Genomic DNA, 18,006 nt, shown 5'->3' on the forward strand with positions numbered 1-18,006 from the left:
ACGCCGAACGTACGTTCAGGGGCAAGGCGGGTCAATATTGCGGAGGTTATGAGCGTTCCGCGCAATGAAATCAGCAAGGTAAAGAATTGGTAATGTCATGTGGCGTTCCGGAGTTCGGGCGCGTATCAAGGACGTCGGGGAACGACGAGACTGCTCGCTGCGACACACGCTGTCACACATCCTGAGAGGACTGGCCGGCGATGCTGACCGAGCATGAGAAGTTTCTTTTTGACGTCAACGGTTATCTGTTGCTGGAGGACATCCTCGAAGCGGATCACCTGAAAGAACTCAACGACGCGTTCGACGAGGCCGGCGACCGGCTCGGCCAGCTCGACTTCTCCCTCGCCGAGAAGGCGAAACGGTTCGAGGGCGAGCGCCGCCGCACCGAGTTCGACGAGCCCTTCGACTGGCCCAAGCCCGCCTGCCTGGCCTTCCGCAGACTGCTGTCGCTCCCGGCAGCGGTGGAGCTGATGATCGAACTCGCCGGCGACGGCTTCCGCTACGACACGATGAAAGCCACGGTCATGACGCTCGGAACGGAGGGATTCCGGCTGCACGGCGGTGGCGGCATCCCGGGCGACCTGCGCTTCTACGACGTCACCGGCGGCAGGATGTCCAACGGCCTGATGAACATCGCCTACGCCCTCACCGACGTCGAGCCCGGGGACGGCGGCTTCGCCTGTATCCCCGGCAGCCACAAGGCGAACTTCCCCTGCCCGCCGGAGATCCGGCGGATGGAGTCCCACGCCGAGTACGTGCGGCAGATCCCCGTCCGCGCCGGTTCGGCGGTCCTGTTCACCGAAGCCCTGGTGCACGGCACCCTGCCCTGGACCGGCACGTCGGAGCGGCGCACGGTGTTCGCCCGCTACTCCCCGGGCGGCATGCAGTTCCGGCCCGCGGCGCTCCCGGTCAACTACGAGAACTACGCCGACGAACTGACGCCGCTTCAGCGGGCGATATTCGAACCGCCCTACTACCTCAACCGCCCCAAGATTTCCCAGCTCCTGGAGGACGAGCTGACGGGGGAGGCGCCGGACGCCGACCGGCAGGGGAGCGCGACGGGCGCAGCCGGGGCGTGACCGGGTGCGGCTGCGGCCCGGACACGCCTGCGGCGGCCGTACGCCGACGGGGTAACCTGACCCGGACCTCATCCCGCTGGCCGGCCGAGCAATGCGCGGAGGGCCCCCCTTCTGCCTGCCGCCCGGAGCGATCCTCGGACGGAATGGTGCTATGCGCGAAACGGAGCCGGCCGGCTCCCTCTGGCGTCACCGGGACTTCATGCTCCTGTGGGGCGGGCAGTCCGTCAGCCTGGTCGGTGCTCAGGTCACCGTGCTGGCGCTGCCGCTGCTCGCCGCCCTCACCTTGCACGCGTCGACGTTCCAGGTCGCGCTGCTGACCTCGTTCAGCACCCTGCCCTGGCTGCTCTTCTCCTTACCGGGGGGAGTGATCGTCGACCGCTCCCGCAAGCGGAACGTGATGCTCTGGTGCGACGTGGCCCGCTTCGCCGTGCTGTGCACGGTGCCGGTGGCGGCGGCACTGGACGTCCTCTCACTGGTCCAGCTCTACGCGGTGGCGCTGGTGTCCGGCACCTTGGCGGTGCTCTTCAACAGCGCGTACCTGAGTTTTCCCGGAATTCTCCTGACGAAGTCTCAACTCGTCGACGCCAATGGAAAAGTCAGTACCGTGTCGGCGGCGGCCGGCGTGGTCGGCCCCGGTTCCGCGGGCTTTCTCGTGGCGCTCGTGGGCGCGGCCACCGCGGTCACCGCCGACGCGGTGTCCTATCTCGCGAGCGCGGCCTGTCTGCTGCTGGTCCGGTTCCGGGAGCCGCGCCCCGCGCCGAAACCCGCGAGCGACCGAGGGTTTCGACGAGAGCTGTCCGCCGGGCTCCGGATCATCGTGGCGGACCGGATCCTGACCTTCGTCACGATCTCGAACAGTCTGGGCAACTTCCTGCTCGCGGCCATCAGTTCCGTCTGGGTGCTCTACGCGGTCAGGGAACTCGGCTGGTCCGCGCAGACCGTCGGCCTCGTCGGAGGAATCAGCGCGGTCGGGGGTGTGATCGGCAGTCTGATCGCCAAACCTCTGGTCAAACGGTACGGACTCGTCCGGATCCTGCTCTTCAGCCCGATCCCGTTCGCCCCGGGGCAGATCGCCGCCGGGTACGTGCTGCCGGGGCTCTCCGGACAGATCATGGTGACCATCGGCTTCACCGTGACGCTGGCCTCGGCCCTCACCTACAACATCGCTCAGCGGTCCTACCGGATGGCGTCCTGTCCGAAGGAGATGCTGGGCCGGCTGAACGCCACGGCCAGTTGGCTGCAATGGGGGCTGCGTCCGCTCGCCGGTGTGGCGGGCGGGGCCCTGGGGACGGTGCTGGGCCTGCGTCCTACGGTCCTCCTGTTCGCCTGGCTTCTGCCGTTGGTCGCCGTGATTCTGTGGTTGTCGCCTCTGCGGAAGGAGCGTGCAGCCGAACGGAGCCCTGTCCTGCCGGTACCGGCTGCGAGTGGTGCGCCTGGTGGTGGAGAGCCGACGGTGATCTCTGGCGAGCGAGAGCATCTCGCAGCCGGTACAGCCGCTCAGGCGCCCCGATACGACCGTAGCGGTGGGCAACATCCGCCACGCCGACACGGGCCAGGAACCTGAGATAACGCCGGGCGGTCACGGTACTCATTCCCGTGTCCCTCGATACATCGGCTGCGGAAACATCTTCCGGTTCTGCTTCTCTGAGAGTCTTGACTACATTTCGGAGGGTTATTTCGGAAATACCTTTGGGTAAAGGAATTGCGGCCACCTCCGGCATTTGCGGTGCTCAGTCCGGACATGTTGGTGTCAGGCGTGACGCGCATCAGCTTCCGCCGTCGGTCAGTGTTGTGTCAACAGGGAGAAAGAAGTGTGCTTGCATCTTGAACCTTCCTTGGCGCTTCCGCGGCGACCCATTTATTGGGGATGATTCAACGCCGGTGAGGCACATTGGCCCGATCTCTGCCGTACCTGTCTGAAAACAGGTGACGAGTGATCGAAAAGGAGAGCCTCTCCGGTGAGGTGCCGGAAAAAGTCGGAGCACGGGACTTGACGGACCGGGGATGCGGCTACTCCCGGAGCAGGCGCCGCCGCACGGTCCGGCGCCTGCCCGGCCCGGACGGCCGGTGCCCCCGGCCTGCTGAGCACCGCCGAGGCCATGACGAAGCAAACCCCATCTCGCCTGCTGTCCGGTGTGGTGGACGCTCCCTTTCATCGAAATACACGTGGCGGAGTTCCGCGGAGCGGGCTGGACAGGAGGACAATGCCAGGGAAAGGAGACGTGAACTCCACGGATCCGGGAGCACGCATCGATGCCGCGAGTTCCCTCGCGGCATCACTCGGTGAGATTCTCGCGCACACCGCGCGGCCGGGCGTGATCTCCTTCGCCGGCGGCATGCCCGCCCCCGACCTGTTCGACGCGCAGGGCATCTCGGCGGCCTACGCCCGTGTGCTCGCGACTCCCCGGCGGGTATTGCAGTATTCGACCACCGAAGGCGATCCGCTGCTGCGCGAGGTGATAGCCGAGCGCCTCTCGCGGCAAGGACTGGCCACCGCGGCGGACGCGCTGCTGATCACCACCGGCGCACAGCAGGCACTGTCGCTGGCGTGCGCGGCACTGCTGGCGCCGGGCGATGTGGTGCTGGTCGAAGAGCCCACCTACCTGGTCGCGTTGCAGTGCTTCACCCTCACCGGCGCACGAGCCGTCCCCGTACGCTGCGACGGGGACGGGATCGAGCCGGCCGCGCTGGAGGAGGCCGTCCGGCTGCACCGGCCCAAGCTGCTCTACCTGGGACCGACCTTCCACAACCCGACCGGCCGGACGATGCCGGCCGGCCGCCGCCGTACGGTCGCCTCCCTCGCGGCACGCCACGGATTCTGGATCGCCGAGGACGACCCGTACCGGGAACTGCGGTACGAGGGCCGGGCCGAGCCGTGGATCGCCGCGCTGCCCGCGGCCGCCGACCGGACGGTGCTCCTGGGCAGCCTCTCCAAGAGCGTGGCGCCGGGGCTCAGGCTCGGATGGCTTCGCGCGCCCGCGGCCCTGCGCCGGGCCTGCGCCACGGTCAAGGGAGCCACCGATGTCCACACTTCGACCATCGACCAGGCCGCCGCTGCCGCCTACCTGACCGAAGGCGACCACGACGGCCATCTCGAACGGGTGCGGAGCGCCTACCGGGCACGGCGCGACGCCTTGCTGGCCGGGCTGGCACCGTGCCTGCCGGCCGGCAGCCGGTATGCCCGGCCCAGCGGCGGCATGTTCGTCTGGGCCCGGCTGCCGGACGGCCACGACACCACCACCCTGCTGCGGTCGGCCGTCGACCACGGCGTCGCCTTCGTGCCGGGCGAACCCTTCTTCTCCGGACCCCCCGACCGGAGAACGCTGCGCCTGTCCTTCCCGACCCATCCGCCCGGCCGGATCGAGGAGGGCGTGCGAAGGCTCGCAAACGCCTTCGCACACCAAGCGACGAGGTGACACGGGGCAACTCGCCCCTGGTCGGCCCTGGTCTCCGTCCGGGGCCGCCGTCATAGTGGGGGTACCGCGCGCGACTCGGCGGTGGTCACCGGAGGGGGCATGCGATGCCAGACGCGGCGGCTTCGGCGAACCTGCTGAGCATGACCGTGGCAGGGGGATGCGCAGGCAAGATCCCCATGGAGCGGATGGATGCCCTGCTGGAGACGCTCGGGGCCTGGCCGGCCACACTCGGCAGCCGCGCGGACCACCTCGTCCCCGGTACCCAGCGCGACGACGCGGCCCTCTACACGCTCTCCTCCGACGTCACTCTCGCGTGCTCCACGGACTTCGGCACGCCCGTCTCCCAGGACGCGGAGACCTGGGGCCGGATCGCCGCCGTGAACGCGGTGTCCGACATCTATGCCATGGGCGGCGACCCGTTCCTCGCCCTCGGCATCCTCGGCTGGCCTCCCCAGCTGCCGCACGAGACGGTGTCGCGGCTCATGCGGGGCGCCGTCAGCGCGCTCACCGAGTGCTCCGTGCAGCTGGCCGGAGGGCACTCCATCGACTCCGAGACCCCGGTGTTCGGCCTGTGCGTGGTCGGCACGGTACGGCCCGAACATGCCATGCTCCAGAGCAACGCCCGTCCGGGGTACCGGATCATCCTCACCAAGCCACTGGGCACCGGCATCGTCATCGCCGGGCAGAAGGCCGAAGTGGCCTGTGCGAAGGCCGTGTCGGAGGCCGAGAGCGTGATGCTCACCTCGAACCGCGCGGCCGGCCGGCTGGCCCGTGACACCGGCATCGACGCCGCCACGGACATCACCGGATACGGACTCGTCGGCCACCTGCGGACCATGCTGCTCGCGTCGGAGTGCACGGCGACGGTGTTCCCCGCGGCCGTACCACTGCTGCGGCACGCGGTCGAACTCTGCGAGGAACAGGGCATCGTGCCCAACAGCGCGGAACGGACGTACTTCGCGCTGGAGGAGCGGGTGGACTGGTCGGACCTCCCCGTCGCGCGCCGGTTCGCCCTGTGCGATCCGCAGACCTCGGGCGGGCTGCTCCTCGCGGCCCCTGCCGACCGGACCCGCGCATTCCTCGGCCGCTGCGCCGAGCACGGCGTCCCGGCCGTCGAGATCGGCGAGGTGACGGATGACGGCCCCGCCGGGACGGTCGTGATGCGGCCCGGGAGCGTCGGCACCGGGGAGAGGACGCCCGGTTGAGCCCGTCCGCCGTGCACCAGAAGTTCCTCTACCTCTGTGCCGCGCTCGGGTTCGCCGTGCTCGTCGCGGGGCTCGCGGTCGGCATCCTCACCGACAGCAGGACGTGGGCCCTGGCGGCCGTGGTGCTGGAGGCGCTGGGTTCGGCCGTGCTCTTTCCCATCCTGGTGTCGTTCTCGTACGACCGGCTCAAGGAGAAGTGGCTCGGCGACGAGGTGTGGCGCATCTTCAACGAGCTCTCCGACGCCGGAATCAGCCGCGTGTACAAGGACCGTGAGACCTCGGCGCTCCGGGACAACGCGCAGACACGGCTGGCGGAGGAGTTCCGGGGCTTCGAGAACGGGGAGATCCTCATGATGGGGGTCTCCCTGCGGGTCTTCTTCAACCCCCTCGGCCCGTTCCACCGCGACATCGAGACCATGCTCAGGGAGACCGGCGGACGGGTCCGGATCCGGGCGATCGTCTGCGACCCGGGCAACCCCGACGTCCCGGTACGGGCCGCGATCGAGGAAGCCGGACGGAGCCCCCAGCACACGTCCCAACTGGCGCGCGACATCGAGTCGACGCAGGTGACCGTGGCCGGACTGCGGGCCACGATGGGGCCGAACGTCGACCTGCGGCTGGCCATGTCCGCCCCCTACTGCACCACGGTCATCTTCCCGCACGTCTGCTACTACTCGCCCAACCTCCTCGCGCCCAAGGCGCCGGTGGGACTGCCGATGATCCTCTTCCGCTCCGGAGCGCACGGCTACAAGATGATTCAGGCCTCCTTCGAGTACGTATGGCAGCTGCCGGCCACGCGCGACGCGGCGGCACCGTAGGGGTCTTCGGGACCGGGGGCGGTGAGGCGACGGGCGGTCACCTGGTCCGGAGCGTGGCCGCGTCGACCATGTCGCGCAGGGCGGCGCCCGCCGCGGAGGGAAGGGAAATCCGCTCCAGGGCGTGGAGTGCCTGCGCGCGATAGGTCTTGATCTTGCTTTCGACGCGGTCGCGCGCGCCGGTCGCCGTCAGCAGCCGACGGAGCTGGTCGGTTTCGTCCCGCGTACGACGGGGCGCGCTGAGCAGCGCGTGCAGTGACGCGTGCTGGGCGGGGTCGGCATGCTGGAAAGCGGTGGCCAGGAGGACCGTGTGTTTGCCGTCGCGCAAGTCGTCCGTGTGGCCTTTTCCCGTGGCGGCGGGGACGTCGAAGGTCCCGAGGAGATCGTCACGCAGCTGGAACGCCTCGCCGAGGGGCAGGGCGTACGAGGTCAGCTCGTGCAGGAGTTGCGGTGTGGCCCCCGCGAGGGTGGCGCCGATGTGGAGCGGGCGTTCCACCGTGTATTTGGCGGTCTTGTAGCGCACGATCTCCATGGCGTGTCCGAGGTCGGGCGTGGGCCTGCCCGTGGCGGTGACGTCGAGGTACTGGCCGTACATCACCTCGCAGCGCATCGTGTTGACCAACGGCAGCAGACCCGCGAGCTGAGCAGGGGGGAGGTCGGCGCTCCGCAGCAGTTCATCCGACCAGACCATCGCCAGATCGCCCACGAGAATGGCCAGACTGGTACCCACGCGCCGCGCGTCCGCCGGAGTTCTCCCCTCCGTGTGGCGGGCGGCGAGGGCACGGTGCAGGGTGGGATGCCCGCGGCGCAGATCGGAGCTGTCCATGATGTCGTCGTGAATGAGGCAGAAGGCGTGGAACATTTCCAGGGCCGCTGCCACACGGATGACTTCGGAGGGCTCGCCTTCTCCTCTCGCGGCATGCCATCCGTGGACGCACAGCAGTGGCCGTAGCCGTTTGCCGCCGTGGAAGAGGAACTGTTCCAGAATCTCGGAGACCTCGTCGGGGAGCGGGGGGTGCGTCGATGAGCGTGCCTTCGCGTTCAGGAATTCCGCGAGGTGTGTGTCGATGGCCCTGCGGGTGTCGGCCAGCCGGGAATCGGCTCGTACGGGGGCATCCGGCCACGGTGGGGCGGACGGTCGTGAGGGGTGAACCATGGTCGGCTCCGATCGGGCTCCCCGACTGCGCGGCCCGGGATTCACCGGTGTCCGGGGAGGGGAGTGGCGGGCAGGTGTCGGCCTGACGTCTCTCCGGATACCGGACCCGCGGCGAATTTCTGCCAGGTATCGCGCCACTTGGCCGGGGCATAGCGGGTGGCGGCCCAGTCGGCGACCCAGGTGCTGTAATCGCCGAGGCTCCGCGCGCGGTCCAGGGCGTAGCCCGCTGCCGCAATCCCCGCCTGCGTCCCGCTCACGACTGCGGACCCGATTCCCTCGGCAGTGAGCGGGTCGACCAGGCCGGCCGCATCGCCACAGGAAAGAATTCCGTCCTCGGTGTGCCAGCGCTTTCCCTTCCCGGTCCACAGGGGGGCATGGCCACCACGCCAGGGCTCCCCGGCAGGCCCTTCGGGCCGGTGTCGGGAGACGAGGTGTGCTTCTGCGGGAATGCCGTCGCGGGGGAGTTGTATGACGCCCACGTTGGTCCGGCTTCCGGTGGCCGGGAAGCGCCAGCGGTAGCCCGGCGCCAGCGGTGCGGTGAATGCGAATTCGAGGCAGTCGGAATCGGTGTCTTCCCGATAGCACGTGAGTGCCGGGGCACGGATCGCGGCACCGTCGATGCTGTGCGTGGTGCTGAGCCGGGAACTCGAACCGTGCGCCAGGACGACCGCGTCGGCGTGAATCCTCCTTCGCGTCCGCGCCGTGACGATGGTCTCCACGGTGAGACCGGCCGGTCGGCGGTGCTGGACCGCAATGGCCATGGTGCGGTAGCTGACGTCGGCTCCCAGCGCTGCGGCCCGGTCGCGCAGCAGTTGGTCCAGCACCTCCCGTGCGATCACGAGGCAGCCGCCGGGGACCCGCCCGTTCCGGGCGTCGCCGCTGGGAGCGGTGAGCTGGAAGGACCGCGGCCGCAGGGCGTCCGTCCGCTGCGCGAGGTCGATTCCCAGCGCGTCGATCGCGGCGACGGCTTCCCCGAGGAGGGCGTCACCGCACGCCTTGGGACGATGCGGCCGGCCCCGCTCGACGAGCGCCACGGAGGCTCCGGCCCTGGCCGCCGTCGCCGCCGCGGCGGCACCGGCCGGGCCTCCGCCGATGACGAGGACGTGGACGCGCGTGGCGCTCATGATGCCGACGCCTTGCCATGGTGGCCGTGGCGAAGCAGCGCACCCGGAGTGGCGCCGGTGCACTCGCCGTTGTGGAACGTGACGCGGCCGTTGACGAGGATGTACCGGTAGCCTTCGGCGCGTCGGATGCGCCGCCAGTCCCCACCGGGCACGTCGTGGACGACTTCGTCGGGGAGGCAGCGGAGCCCGTCGAAGTCGTAGACGACGACATCGGCGGGTGCGCCTTCGGACAGCGTGCCACGGTCCTTGAAGCCCGCGACCCACGCCGGGAATGCGGACAGTTTCCAGTGCATGTCCTCCAGCGGAATCCAGCCGCGCTTGCGCACGTATTCCTCGATGTGCTCGGTGGGATACCGGCCGGAGGTGAGCATCTTGGTGTGCGCGCTGCCGTCGGAGACGCCGGGGAGGACCCAGGGGTCCTGGACGACTTCGCGCATCAGGTCCTCGTTCTGCTGGAAGAGCGGCACCTTCCACGTGGTCTGGAGGTCCTCCGCGAGAGAGATGTCGAGCAGGGTGTCGACGGGATCGCTGCCGAGCGTCGCGGCAATGTCGGGGAGTTTGCGTCCGATGAACCGGTCGTATTCCGGCAGCTGTGTGCGGTGCAGTTCCACCAGACGCAAGGGATAGAGGACGGGATGGTCCTGGCGCAAAGCCTCTCGCACCTCCGGGTCCCGGAGCTTCGCGGCACGTTCGGCGCGGTCGCCCATCAAGGTCTGCTGCCAGCTGGGATTGGCGTCCCACAGGTTCCAGACCTCAAGGTTGAACAGCATGCTGACGTCGGTGGTCATGCCTTGGCAGTACAGGCTCAGCCCGCGCTGCCGACACCTGTCGAACCACGCCTGGACCTGACGGTGCAGGTCCGGGTTTTCTCCGTCCACCAGGAGCGCGTTCCACACGATGGGGCGACGGCTGGCGCGGGCCAGCTCTTCCAGGTGTGCCATATCGGCGGCCTGGTCGTCGGAGACCATCGTCATCTGCATGAAGCCGGTATTCCGGCGGGCCATGACGTCGGCGAGCGCGAACGCGGTGTCGTTGCTCATCAGGTCGGCGGGAAAGGAGGTGCCGTCCGCGTCGCGGTGGACGCTGGAGAAGGAGTCAGGCGGGGTACGCATGGCCGACCAGCCGCAGGCGCCGGCCGTGAGGGCCTCGTCGAAGAGCCTCGCCATCTCGGCGTTCTCCTGTGGAGTCGCGGCCCGGGATTTGGCGGCCTCCGGGCCCATCACATAGTTGAGGAGAGGAGACGCGCCGATGTAGGGGAGGACGTTGACGCCCTTGGGTGTGGCATCCAGCGCGTCGAGGAATTCGGGGAAGGTCTCCCAGGACCACGGCAGGGAGGATTCCATCGCGTCGTACGGAATCTGCTCGACCCGGGTGAGGGTGTGCATGGCCTGCCGGCGCATGTCGGCACGCACGGGGGCGAATCCGTAGCCGCAGTTGCCGATGACCACCGATGTGACGCCGTGATAGCCGGAGATGGTGCAGTAGGGGTCCCAGAAGAGCTGGGCGTCGTAGTGCGTGTGCAGATCGACGAATCCGGGGGCGACGATGTGCCCGTCGGCGTCGAGGACCTCTTCGGCGTCGGAGGGATCGAGGCGGCCGATCGCGGCGATGCGGCCTCCCTTGATCGCTACATCCGCCCGGTAGCGGGGATTACGTCGTCCGTCGATGACGGTGCCACCCTGGATCAGGGTGTCGTACGGCTTCATGGAAAGCTCCGATCGGATGGGGTACGCAGAATGTGGGGGCGTTCACCTGGCGTGGGGCGCCTGCTGCGGCAGCGGAGAACGAGGCGCGCGGTCGGCCTTCTGCCCTTCCTCGCGGCGCAGGCTGTGAACGGCCGCCACGTACACCAGATCGGCGAAGAGGATCGCCGTGCACAGATAGGCGAGGAGCACCGAGCCCCGGTATTGCGCACTGAACGCGTAGTAGGCAACGGAGGCGCACAGCGTCCCCGCCATCTTGACGTACGCGATGGCCAAGGACTGGCCCCGCAGGCTGCGGCGGCTCAGCAGCATGGAGAGGAACAGCCCGGACATCAAAAGCGTTTGGGCGAATCCGGTGTACACCCCGGCGCCATGCTCCAGGTACCGCGCGAGGAGATGGATCCCGAGATAGGCGAGGGCCAGAACGGCAGCGAAGAGCGGGTAGAAGACCCGCCTCGCCCGAATGACGGGAAAATGCGAGGGGCCGAACCGCAGCGCCGTTGCCAGGATCACCAGGTTGAAGAGGAACCAGGCGATACACGCCCAGCGTTGGAGGGTGTCGTAGGGGTTCACGAAGGCGTACTGGAACTCCCAGGAGATGTTCCCGCACAGGGCCACGAGCGGCATTCCGTAGCTGCGGTCGCGGAACGACACCTTGATGATCAGGATGTAGGTCGTGACCCAGAGAACCCCTGTCGCGCCCAGGCAGAGGTAGTAACCGGAATTTTCACGCATCGCCCGCCCGTTTCCCCGGGGGCGCGGCGAGCACCTGGTCGGACGTCCCGGAGACGGTGAGTTCGTAGTCGTCGCGCAGCATGCCGGGGGTGTACGGCAGCAGGTCGCAGTCCCAGCCGGACTCTCCCGACAGATGCGCGAGAATGCGGTCGAGCGTCCGGTTGTAGTTGTTGACCATGCAGGAGTTGCAGCTGAGTTTCGCGGCCCTGCCCAGCCCGGTGCCGACCCCCTCGTCGACGACCGTGCGCAGCGTACGCATCGTCGTCGGTTCGGCGAGCGGGCCGACGAGGGACTGGTCCTTGAACGAGGTGTCGAGTCCCGCGAGGCAGCAAGCCGAGTAGTCGTCGGCGACACCGAAGAAGAGATGGTGGCGACTGCGGTGACACATGTTCAATTCGCTCTGCGACGCGATGTGCTCCTTGTCGAAGCGGGTGATGGTGGGGCGCCGCGCCAGCTTCGGCACCATGACTCCGAAGCGGTCGGTGTGCATCGCCTCGACGGTCAGCAGACCGTCCAGCACCCGTCGCAGATCGTTCTCGGTGAACCCGCCGGCCACCTGCCCGTAGGTCTCCTGGCTGTAGGCGACGAAGTCGCAGCCCAACTCCCTGGCCTGCTCGGCAAAGGCGACGATCTCGTGCAGGTTCCCCTTCTGGATCACGAAGTGCGCCCCGATGAGAGAGGAGCTGCCCGTGGCGTCGCGCTCCTGGACGACCTGGCGGATGATCGCGCAGCGCTCGTCGAGCCCTTTGGAGGCATGCGTGGCGCGGAAGCTCTGCTCACTGGCGGCGTCGAGGCTCACCCGGATCACCGCGCCGGCCGCGAGGAGCGCGGCCCGGATTCCGGCCTTGCGCAGGTTCTTCCCTGCCGTGTACAGGCGGATGGCCAGGCCCAGCTCCGTCACCCCGTCGATCAATTCGGTGACGTGGGGCATGCTCAGCGGCTCACCGGATCCGGACATGAACACCATGCGGAAGGTGTCGGGGTACGTCTCGTGCAACTCGGAGAGGCGGCGCAGTGCGAGGGCCCCGTCCATGTGGTTCTTCATGCCCTCGGCCTCGCGCTTGGCCATCGTGAAGCACATGGGGCAGGAATCGGTGCACGAGTTCGTCATGTCGAGTGCGACGCTGAAGAGCGCCCGCCCTTGGGTGCGCACCAACTGGTCGATGTACCAGCGGGGATTGAAGTCCAGGAACGAGAGAACGGATGTGGTTCCGGGAACGTCCAGCGTCTTCCCGTCGCTGTGCCGGACGAGCCGTACCGCGTCATAGCGTTGCAGCCATTCGCGAGGCAGAAGCGGTTGTTCGCGGGGCGGCTGTTGCCAAGGAGACACTGCGATCACCTCTCGTGTGTGGAGTCGGCTTCATGGATGAAAAAGGAGCAGACAGCGGCTTCCCAGCACCGTGCCGGGAGACAGCGCTGCGCGAGAACGGCCGCGCGGGCATGCCCGGTGACGAGATAGCGGGGCCGCGGTCGTCTCGCGGTCACGGCCTTGTGGATCACTTTGGCCGCACGGTCGGGCTCGACCGCGGCCCAGGAGAGTGCGCGGGCGCGGAAGCCGCGATTCTGCAGCCGCCGCGTACCGGCGCACTCTGTGCCGGCCAGAACTCCCCGTGTGACGGACTCGAACGACCGGAGAGCCGCGGCATATGCTTCACACCCCATCTCCTGCGCATGGTCGGCCATGTTCCGGCTGAGAGAAGCCACGAAGTTCGTCTTGACGAAACCGGGTTCGACGAGCGTCACCTCGACACCGAATCCGCGGACTTCCATACGAAGTGCCGAGCTGAACGCCGCCATGGCATGTTTGGAACCCGTGTAGCCACTCCACAGGGGCAGAGCGAATCGCCCGCCGATGGAGCCGACATTGACGATGCGCCCGCCTCCCGTCGCACGCATGCCGGGGAGGACCAGCTGGCACATGCGGGCCATTCCGAAGACATTGGTCTCGAACTGCCGCCGGTAGCGATCCAGCGAACAGGTCTCCAGCGGGGAAATCTCGCTGTAACCGGCGTTGTTGATCAGAGTGCCGACCGAGCCGTGATGCCTCTGCACCTGTTCCACGGCGGCCACCATGGAGTGTTTCTCGGTGACATCGAGCTGTAGAACACGGCATCCGCGGGAGCGCAGGCCGTCCAGGACTTCCGGGCGGCGCGCAGTGGCGTACACGGTATATCCCCGGGCCGACAGATAACCCGCAGTGGCGAAGCCAATGCCTGTGGAGCACCCGGTGATCAGCACCGGCGAACCGGTCGGGGCCGATTGCGTCGTCATGACCGGATTCCCTGACCGGCCGCAGTGACGGTCAGCGGGAAGACCAGGGGGCAGCGGCGGTGCCGCTCCCACGCGTCATGGATGTCCCGCCCGATACGGCCGGGCAAGTGGATGTGACGACAGTGCCATACGGTCATGCATCCATCTGGCACCAGATCTTCGGCAGGTAATAGAGGTTCGGCGCGGTGGGCGCGTGCACGCGATGAATGCTTGCGGCTTTGTGAATACCTGCGGATCGGCATTGCGGGGCGGTCCGAGTGGCGCGAGCGGGTCAGCCAAGAGAATCGCTCGAAACGGGAGACGAGGGGAAGCAGTTGCCCCTGACGTGGAGCCGATGTCCCGTATACGAAGAGCGCCTGTGTGAATGGCGAAGGGTGCTGGGATGCCTGGGGCGCGACCGGCTGAATGTGTCTTCTCGGGGCGGTTTCCGGTTGCTAAAAAATCACGATCGGTGGGGCGAGTGCGCAGCCCGTAATGGGGCAGTCATGTGATTATCCAAGATTCAACCTGCAGCGTCGGCTGCGGAATCCGCACAGCATCGCGGGGCGAGGAGGGCGTGAGTGTCACGAAAATACCGTAACCATGGCTTATCAGCATTGCTGGACGAAGCAGGGTGGAGCGCCGCCGAGTTGGCGAGAGCCGTCAATGTCCTGGGCGGCCGCCAAGGAATGAACGTGCGCTATGACCGTACGTCGGTGGCGCACTGGCTCGCCGGCTCGCGCCCCCGGAAGAAGGTGCCCGGCCTCGTCGCGCAGGCGCTCAGCCAGCGCAGCGGCCGTCTGATCACGGTGGAGGAGACCGGACTCGCACCGGACCTGCCGCCCCTTGCTCCCCTGGGCATGGCCTGGACGTCGGACGTGGACCCCAGGAACCGGCTGGCGGCGGTGTGCCGCGCGGAAACCGACCTCACGCGGCGCGCGGTCCTGCGACGCGCCCCTTACGAAACGCACCCCTTGAAGCTGCCGTCCTGGCGGGACAGCAGCCCGTCCGCGCCGCCCTGCGGCGAAGGCGGACGCTCGGAGGCCGAGGTATCGATCCTGCAGAACATGGGGCTCGTCTTCGCCTCGCTGACCGACGTCAACGGCGGCGGACACGCCCGTACGGCTCTGGCCGCCTATCTCGCCGACGACGCCGCCCCGATCCTGCTGGCCCCGGCGGGCGCGCAGTGGCACGAGCAGCACCTCCTGGGCTGCGCGCATCTGACACACCTGCTGGCGAACATGACGGACGACGCGGGCCACCACGGCCTGGCCCAGGCCTACTACCGCATCGCCCTGGCGCTGGCCCACCGGGCAGGCGACCGCTCCGCTTACGCCACCACGCTGCGCGCCCTCAGCACCCAGGCCCTGCGCCTGGGCCACCTGCAATACGCAGCCGACCTGGCCTGCGCTGCTGTGGGAAGCGCCGGGCAGGTCACCGCTGACACCCGCGCCTTCCTACTGGTGCAACGCGCGCTGGTGCACGCCCACACCGGCCGCCGCTCCCAGGCGCACACAGACCTGAAGGCGGCCGAACGGGAGCACGGCCAAGCGCCGGCCTCCGCGGGACCTTTCGCGTCCTACCCCCGGGCCGGACTGGACTACCAACGAGGGGAGACCCTCTACGCTCTGGGACACGCGGACGCGGCCCTCACGGCTTTCCGCGACGCCGAAGCGCACCGCTCGCCCACCCAGCGCCGCCCCTACGCACTGGCCCAGGCCCGCTTGGCCGAAGTGCTGGCACGCTCAGGCCATCTGGAGGAAGCCTGCCGACACTGGCACGTCTTCCTGGACCACTACCCGCACCTGTCCTCCGTCCACGTCGAACGCGCCGCGGACACCCTGCACCAAGCCGCGCGGAGCTTCCCCCGTCAGCCGCATGCCCGCATCGTCAGCGACCGGGCCCGCGAACTGTCCGGCAGACGCCCGTGAACCCGGCTGCCTGCAAGGGCGCTGCGCCGACCGAAGGGCGGGTCGGCGCAGCGCCGCGCCGAGCGACGTTCTCCCCCGTCTGCCGCATGTCCAGGGCAGGCGGAACGCGTCGATAACGGGGGACCGGCAGCGGGCTCAACGAAAACGGGTCGTCCATTCCCTATGGATAACCGCTGCGCCGGGGCTTTCCCGCCAGGCAGGGTCGTCCTGGGCAGTGCGCTGCCGCATAAGTCACTCTTCTGGCCGCAGAATGATGTGAGGCGGAGTGATTTCAGGATGACTGCCACGAAGGGCGGGCGGCAGGACGCCGCATCAGTGGGTCCGGACGGCCGCCGGCGGATGGAAGTGGACGTCCTCGACAGTGGCGACATGTTCGGTCACGGCCACCGGACCCAGGGAACGGAGATGGGCGACCACCTCGTCGACCAGGGCCCCGGGAGCCGAGGCCCCGGCGGTCAAGGCGATCACCTCGGCGTCGGCGATCCAGGCCGGGTCGATGGCGGTCACATCCTCGATCAGGTGGGACACGGTGCCGAGACGCTCACCCACCTCCACCAGCCGCACCGAATTCGAGGAATGGGCGGAGCCGACCACCAGGAGCACATCCGCGGCCCTGGCGACCCGCTCCACCGCCCGTTGCCGGTTGGTGCTGGCGTAACAGATGTCCTCCGAACCCGGCGCCCGCAGGTGCGGGAACCGCCGGGTGAGCGCTTCGACGATCTCGGCGGTCTCCTGCACGGCCAGGGTGGTCTGCGTCAGGTACGAGACCCGACCGGGATCGGCGACGTCCACCGTGGCGGCATCCGCGACGCTTTCCACCACGACCGTGTGCTCAGGGGCCTCACCGAGCGTCCCCTCGACCTCCTCGTGCCCCACATGGCCGATCAACACGACCGTGTCGCCGCGAGCGGCGAACCGCCGCGCCTCGGTGTGCACCTTGGTCACCAGCGGGCAGGTGGCATCGACCACCTCCAGCCCCCGCTGCTCGGCCCGCGCCCGCACCTGCGGGGAAACCCCATGCGCGGAGAACACCACCAGCGCGCCCGGCGGCACCTCGTCGAGCTCCTCGACGAACACCGCGCCACGGCGTTCCAGATCCCGCACCACGTGGGCGTTGTGCACGATCTGCTTACGCACGTACACCGGAACGCCGCGGCGCTCCAGCAGCATCTCGACGACATCGATGGCCCGCTCCACTCCGGCACAGAACGACCGCGGGGCCGCCAGCAGCACTCGACGCGGGCGCCTCGGCCCCGCAGCGGCGGACTCCGAACAACGGGTGGTCTCACGGTCCTTACGGGGTGTCCGAGGCATGCGCGAAGGTTTCCTTTGCCGGTCGTCAGTGGTTGCGGCGGGTCAGCACGTGGGCCAGGGCGCGCAGCTCATCCCGATCGGCCCCGGTCGGGACCGCCTCGGCCAGCGCGGCGAAGGCCGAGGTCAGCTCCCCGTGGACGGCGCTGCGCGCTGCGCTCACGCCCCCGGCCTCCGCCACCAGCAGCGCCGCCCGGGCCGGCACCGCGCCCTCCGGCGAGGCACTGCCGGCGAGCAGGGCCGCCAGTTCCTGGCCTTGCCGGGTGCCGGAGGCCAGCGCGGCCAGCAGCGGCATCGTCTTCTTGCCCGCGGCCAGGTCGGCGCCGACCGGCTTGCCCGTCACGGCCGGATCACCCTGCAGGCCCAGCAGGTCATCCACGATCTGGAACGCGACACCGAGATGCCGGCCGAAAGCCCCCAGCAGCTGCGCGCGTTCGCGCCCGGCGCCACCGGCCAAGGCGCCCAGCGTGCAGGCGCACGCCATGAGCGCGCCGGTCTTGGCGGCGGCCATGGCGGTGTACTCGCTCAAGGAGACGTGGCGGCGCCGCTCGAAAGCGACATCGAGCGCTTCGCCTTCGACCAGTTCGGTGACCGCGTCGGCGAGGCACCTCAGCGAATCCGGCGCCGCCCGGAGCGGACCGTCGGCCAGCGTGGTGAAGGCCAACGAGAGCAGCAGGTCCCCGGTCAGGATCCCGGCCGGAACGCCGAAGACGGACCACACCGTCGGGCGGTGCCGCCGGGTGCGGTCTCCGTCGATGATGTCGTCGTGCAGCAGCGAGAATTCGTGCACCATCTGCACGGCACCAGCGGCCGTCAAAGCGTCCCGGGACCGGCCGCCCACCGCCTTCGCCGACGCCAAGGCCAGCGCGGGCCGTACCGCTTTGCCCGAGCTTCCCGCACACGGCCGGCCTTTCTCGTCCTGCCAGCCCAAGTGATATCCCGCGTGCTTTTCCACCTGGTTCAGGCGGCCGGTGACCTGCCGTTCGAGGACGGGACGTACCCGATGGCCGGCCTGCTCCAGCAGGATGAGCCCGGCGTCCTCAGGAGATGCGGCAGCAACGAATGCCCTGTCCATGTCCCACTCCCTTGAAAGGCAGCCGGCCGCCCACACCGCACAAGCCCGAGCCGGGCCGTACACGTCCCACCCAAGCCACGCCGCCCCTGACGGACAAGAACCCCACCGAAGGGGCGCGTGAACGCGTTGAATTCCCCGGCGCTCATCGGTGCCCTCCCGGCCCCGGCAGAGCCGCAGTGTTCCACTGACCGGAACGCCGAGTAGGA

Annotated in this window: 14 protein-coding genes; 6 read left to right on the top strand and 8 right to left on the bottom strand. The window is 68.8% G+C overall.

Annotated elements, in window-relative coordinates; translation table 11 throughout:
• Window positions 1-200 precede the first annotated feature (200 nt).
• The 5 genes from A6A06_RS21340 to A6A06_RS21360 all read left to right on the top strand — a co-directional run bounded on the left by A6A06_RS21340 (window position 201) and on the right by A6A06_RS21360 (window position 6,518).
• A complete protein-coding gene (locus A6A06_RS21340; protein WP_073762861.1) occupies window positions 201-1,079 on the top strand; it encodes a phytanoyl-CoA dioxygenase family protein in 879 nt (292 codons plus the stop codon).
• A 151-nt stretch (window positions 1,080-1,230) separates the two neighbouring features.
• Complete coding sequence (locus A6A06_RS21345; RefSeq protein WP_073762862.1) at window positions 1,231-2,643, top strand: MFS transporter; 1,413 nt, start codon at window positions 1,231-1,233, stop codon at window positions 2,641-2,643.
• Window positions 2,644-3,283: 640 nt separating this feature from the next.
• Complete coding sequence (locus tag A6A06_RS21350) at window positions 3,284-4,495, top strand: aminotransferase-like domain-containing protein (RefSeq protein ID WP_073762863.1); 1,212 nt, start codon at window positions 3,284-3,286, stop codon at window positions 4,493-4,495.
• 140 nt (window positions 4,496-4,635) lie between these two features.
• Complete coding sequence (gene selD, locus A6A06_RS21355) at window positions 4,636-5,700, top strand: selenide, water dikinase SelD (RefSeq protein ID WP_073763294.1); 1,065 nt, start codon at window positions 4,636-4,638, stop codon at window positions 5,698-5,700.
• On the top strand, window positions 5,697-6,518 hold the full coding sequence (locus tag A6A06_RS21360) for a hypothetical protein (RefSeq protein ID WP_073762864.1): 822 nt from the start codon (window positions 5,697-5,699) through the stop codon (window positions 6,516-6,518). Before selD ends, A6A06_RS21360 begins: the two co-directional genes overlap by 4 nt.
• Window positions 6,519-6,555: 37 nt before the next feature.
• Here A6A06_RS21360 and A6A06_RS21365 read toward each other — a convergent pair whose 3' ends face one another.
• The 6 genes from A6A06_RS21365 to A6A06_RS21390 are packed head-to-tail and all read right to left on the bottom strand — an operon-like array spanning window position 6,556 to window position 13,504.
• On the bottom strand, window positions 6,556-7,671 hold the full coding sequence (locus A6A06_RS21365) for a polyprenyl synthetase family protein (protein WP_079194190.1): 1,116 nt from the start codon (window positions 7,669-7,671) through the stop codon (window positions 6,556-6,558).
• Window positions 7,672-7,712: 41 nt separating this feature from the next.
• Window positions 7,713-8,795, bottom strand: coding sequence for an NAD(P)/FAD-dependent oxidoreductase (locus tag A6A06_RS21370; protein ID WP_073762865.1), 1,083 nt, complete (start codon window positions 8,793-8,795; stop codon window positions 7,713-7,715).
• A complete protein-coding gene (locus tag A6A06_RS21375; RefSeq protein ID WP_073762866.1) occupies window positions 8,792-10,501 on the bottom strand; it encodes an N-acyl-D-amino-acid deacylase family protein in 1,710 nt (569 codons plus the stop codon). Before A6A06_RS21375 ends, A6A06_RS21370 begins: the two co-directional genes overlap by 4 nt.
• A gap of 42 nt (window positions 10,502-10,543) precedes the next feature.
• Window positions 10,544-11,233, bottom strand: coding sequence for a transmembrane-type terpene cyclase (locus A6A06_RS21380; RefSeq protein WP_073762867.1), 690 nt, complete (start codon window positions 11,231-11,233; stop codon window positions 10,544-10,546).
• Window positions 11,226-12,563 carry a radical SAM protein gene (locus tag A6A06_RS21385; protein WP_073762868.1) on the bottom strand — a complete coding sequence of 446 codons (1,338 nt, stop codon included), beginning with the start codon at window positions 12,561-12,563 and terminating at the stop codon, window positions 11,226-11,228. Before A6A06_RS21385 ends, A6A06_RS21380 begins: the two co-directional genes overlap by 8 nt.
• A 5-nt stretch (window positions 12,564-12,568) precedes the next feature.
• The gene (locus A6A06_RS21390; RefSeq protein WP_073762869.1) at window positions 12,569-13,504 is read right to left on the bottom strand and encodes an SDR family NAD(P)-dependent oxidoreductase; all 936 of its coding nucleotides are present in this window, start codon (window positions 13,502-13,504) and stop codon (window positions 12,569-12,571) included.
• 674 nt (window positions 13,505-14,178) lie between these two features.
• On the opposite strand from A6A06_RS21390, the gene A6A06_RS21395 reads away from it, so the two are divergent.
• The gene (locus tag A6A06_RS21395) at window positions 14,179-15,414 is read left to right on the top strand and encodes a hypothetical protein (RefSeq protein WP_073762870.1); all 1,236 of its coding nucleotides are present in this window, start codon (window positions 14,179-14,181) and stop codon (window positions 15,412-15,414) included.
• A gap of 312 nt (window positions 15,415-15,726) precedes the next feature.
• Here the strand turns inward: A6A06_RS21395 and ispH are convergent, their stop codons facing one another.
• The gene (gene ispH, locus A6A06_RS21400) at window positions 15,727-16,728 is read right to left on the bottom strand and encodes a 4-hydroxy-3-methylbut-2-enyl diphosphate reductase (RefSeq protein WP_079194191.1); all 1,002 of its coding nucleotides are present in this window, start codon (window positions 16,726-16,728) and stop codon (window positions 15,727-15,729) included.
• A gap of 25 nt (window positions 16,729-16,753) precedes the next feature.
• Window positions 16,754-17,800, bottom strand: a complete 1,047-nt coding sequence (locus A6A06_RS21405; RefSeq protein WP_073762872.1) for a polyprenyl synthetase family protein — start codon at window positions 17,798-17,800, stop codon at window positions 16,754-16,756.
• Between the last annotated feature and the right edge of the window lie 206 nt (window positions 17,801-18,006).

The organism is Streptomyces sp. CB02923 (assembly GCF_001905005.1).
Lineage (GTDB): Bacteria > Actinomycetota > Actinomycetes > Streptomycetales > Streptomycetaceae > Streptomyces.